This is a genomic window from Sphingopyxis sp. GW821-FHT12F08, from assembly GCF_058806755.1.
In genome coordinates, this window is sequence record NZ_JBXAQA010000012.1 from 1 (window position 1) to 3,222 (window position 3,222).

The window sequence follows — 3,222 nt, forward strand, 5'->3', positions numbered from 1 at the left end:
ACCCCACCGACGCGCTCGGCGAGCTCAGCCCGACCACCCCCAAACCGCCCAAGAAACCCAAATGCGGCATGTTCGGCATGATCCTGGTCGCGGCGATCGCGATCGGGCTCAGCGTGTGGCTCGGGCCGCAGTTCGCCAAGATCGCGGAGGGCGTGTTTGCAGCGATGGGGGTCGCCGCGGGGACCGCGGCGACGGCGGGCGCGATAGCGGGCGGGGCGGTGGCGGCCGCCGTCGGCTCGGCTGTATCGCAGGGCGTCGGCATAGCCGCGGGCATCCAGGACAAGTTCAGCTGGAAGAACGTCGGCATGGCGGCCCTTGGCGGTGCGGTCGGCGGCGGGCTCGGCAAGTTCAACCTGTTCGGCGCAGCGGAGGCCGGCACAGCCACCGGAATCGCCAATGCGGTTGCGCGCGGCGCGCTGTCGAGCGCACTGACCCAGGGCCTTGGTGTCGCGACCGGCTTGCAGAGCAGGTTCAGCTTCGTGGGCGTTGCGGCAGCGGGTGTCGCCGCGGGTGTCGGCAACGCCGCTGGCGGTGGGCTGAAACCACTGACCGGCCCGGGAAGCGATGGGTCGGGCGCGAATGTCGCACGCCATATCGGAACCGGCGCGGCGCGTCTGTTCGCGAACGCCGCGACGCGCAGCGCGATCAAGGGCAACAGCTTCGGCGACAACATCCTTGCGGCGCTGCCCGATACGCTCGGCCAGATCATCGGCGAGGCGCTCGGTGGAGCGCTCACGGGAGACCCCAGCGGTGGCACCAGCAGCAAGATCGACAATGATCTCGATTCCGGGACGCGGGCGGCCGGGAAGACGAGCTTGGCCGATGCCGCGGCCGCCGCTCCGGCCGCGAGCTCCGGCCAGACGCTGCTCGAGGATATCGCGTTGGCGAAAACCGGCAGCACCGCTTCGGTCACCACCGGTGGCGAGGGCGGCGGCAGCGCCACAGGCGGCGCCGCGAGCGATGGGTATAATATCTTCAACCCGGAGGTGGGCGGCAGGGGCTCCTATGCCAACCTCATCACCACCTATGCCGACAATCCGAAAGTGTGGTCGGACGTGGGCACCGTGCGCAGAAAAGGCGGTGACGCATGGTTCAGGGACCGGCTGCTGGAGGAAACGGCGAGGGACCTCGATCGCCGTGACAACTTCATCGACCTCCTTGCGGCCAAGGCCGCGAGCGAACCGGAAGCGGCGGCGTTATATGCCCAACTCGGGAGCTTCAGATCGCTTACCGTCGTTGCCGCCGAGGCAGCGGATACCGGATTACGGAAAAATAGCGGTTCAGCGAACGACATCATGAGCTATACGGGCGGCTATACGCCTGGAAACATGGGCGCACCGATAGGCGTGCGCATTGAGGTCGGCAGGATGATCGTTGATGGATTGAACTATCCATTGACGGATCCCGTCGATGTGCCGGTTGTGGCGCACACCTGGGGCGGCGGAGTTGTTTACCAGCCGAACGGCCAACCCTTGACCTACAAAGGCGCTCTCACGGTGAGTGACGCCCTATCGCTTGCCGCCGCGGCACCCGAACTGGCGGCGGCCATGCGCGGAACAGCGCTGGTCAGCAGAACAGCGAGCGCTGGTGCAAAGGTAGTGGCCGCAGAAAGTGCAGCGGGTGGAGCGGCACGAGTCAGCCTAGTGCCCGAAAGCTATATGAAGGCAGGCGTTGAAATAGATATGCGCCTTGCTCCCGCCGGTTCGGGGCTGAATGCAGCAGGCTTCCCTCGTAATGGACCTTGGTTCTGGCGGGAGATGTCGAAGGCAAATCCAGAATATTTTGACGCAGCAAACCTAGCTCGCATACGCGCTGGACGCTCGCCCGTCGTGAACGACACTTGGGCAAAAGAATTTCCCTCGCATTCAGGATTTTCTGGCAATAAGCTCGTTCATCACCACATAGATCAGGGTCCGATAGCGACACCGCTCCCTGAAAAAATCCACCAAGCTTGGTACAAAGCGCTGCATCCCAATCAATAGGACATCACATGGACGCGTTGTCATTTAGGAATGCGCTTCAGGAGGCGAAGCCTACAGCTAAATCCCTTGCCGGTATCGGCCTTGATGGGGACGAGGCTGCGGAAATTGCGGCCTCCTTTGATGTGCGCGAGCGCGCGACCAAGCAGGACAACAGCCTCCCGGACTCCGCGCTGCATGATCTTTTTGCGCGCTTTGATGCCAGCAGCGTGGAGGTGGGAATGGCCCGCTTCTTCGATGTCCCCGAGCAAGTCTCATACGGCTACATCATAGGCGAGGTGGAAGCGGATTATTTAGCTCTAGAGGCTCCCTCTGGGGAGCTTGTGGTGCGCGATATCACCAGCCCAGATCACACGATATGGAAGTGCGCGCGGGATGGGGCGAGCTTGCTCGCAGCACTCGCGGAGGCAGCAAAATATCTGGGCGCGTGCATTACGGCCGATCAATCAGGATCGGAGCTTCAACGCCAAACCCTTGACCGCTGCACCCTCCTCGCGGGCGGCCCTGCGTATGGCGGCTTCTACCGGATGCTGCTGGGCGTGGAGTAGCGGGGACTACGGTGGGAATTACGATGATACGTGCAATAGCCCCCAAATTCGACCGTCGTCAGAAAACGCTTTCCTAAAATATTTCGCTATGCTCCAAACTGATGGATGATCCATCCGCATCGCCTCGCCGAGTCGATACCGCCTGCTGCGACCGCCAAGGCCGCGTGGCCGCTCTCCGACGATACGCAGGGCAAGCTTAAAGCGACAAAGGAGACATTTTCGATACGCGCATGCGTATCCTTCGTCGCCTTAAGCCGCCCGCGCCGGGCAATCTTCACGCCCTCCGCGTCGTCGTTATGCGTGAAGACAGCGCTATTCCGCATGGCGGCTCCCGCCGAAAGGCGGTGCGCAAGCCCTCCCGCACCGTCATCGCGCGCGCCAGTCCGGCACGGGACCGCCACAGGGCTGAACTTCCCTGAACTTTGGAACGACGGCGCCAGCCGCCAAAGACCCTCCCGCGCGCTGGGTCGCGCGCCCGCGGCACAGCTCCCGCCGCGGCTGGCCTCCGCGACTTTCGCCCTTCTCCCAAAAACGCAGCGAAGCTTCCTTCGGAAAGGAGATGCTTGACCTGAATCGCGAGTGAAGTTGCGCGGTTTTCCGTCACTTCCTCACCTCCCGCGAAACCTTCACCTACGACGCATCGGGCCGTCTATCGGCGGTTCGCGAAGCGGTGGGCGGGGTGCGTTACGAGGTCG

General features: G+C 63.5%; 2 protein-coding genes. Both read left to right on the top strand.

Translation table 11 applies throughout. The features are described 5' to 3' along the window. The coding region (locus AC1RNQ_RS21405) for a hypothetical protein (protein ID WP_493174537.1) at nt 1–1,982 on the top strand (1,982 nt) is incomplete at its 5' end. Nucleotides 1,983–1,990: 8 nt separating this feature from the next. Next, a complete protein-coding gene (locus AC1RNQ_RS21410; RefSeq protein ID WP_493174539.1) occupies nt 1,991–2,527 on the top strand; it encodes a hypothetical protein in 537 nt (178 codons plus the stop codon). Nucleotides 2,528–3,222 lie beyond the last annotated feature (695 nt).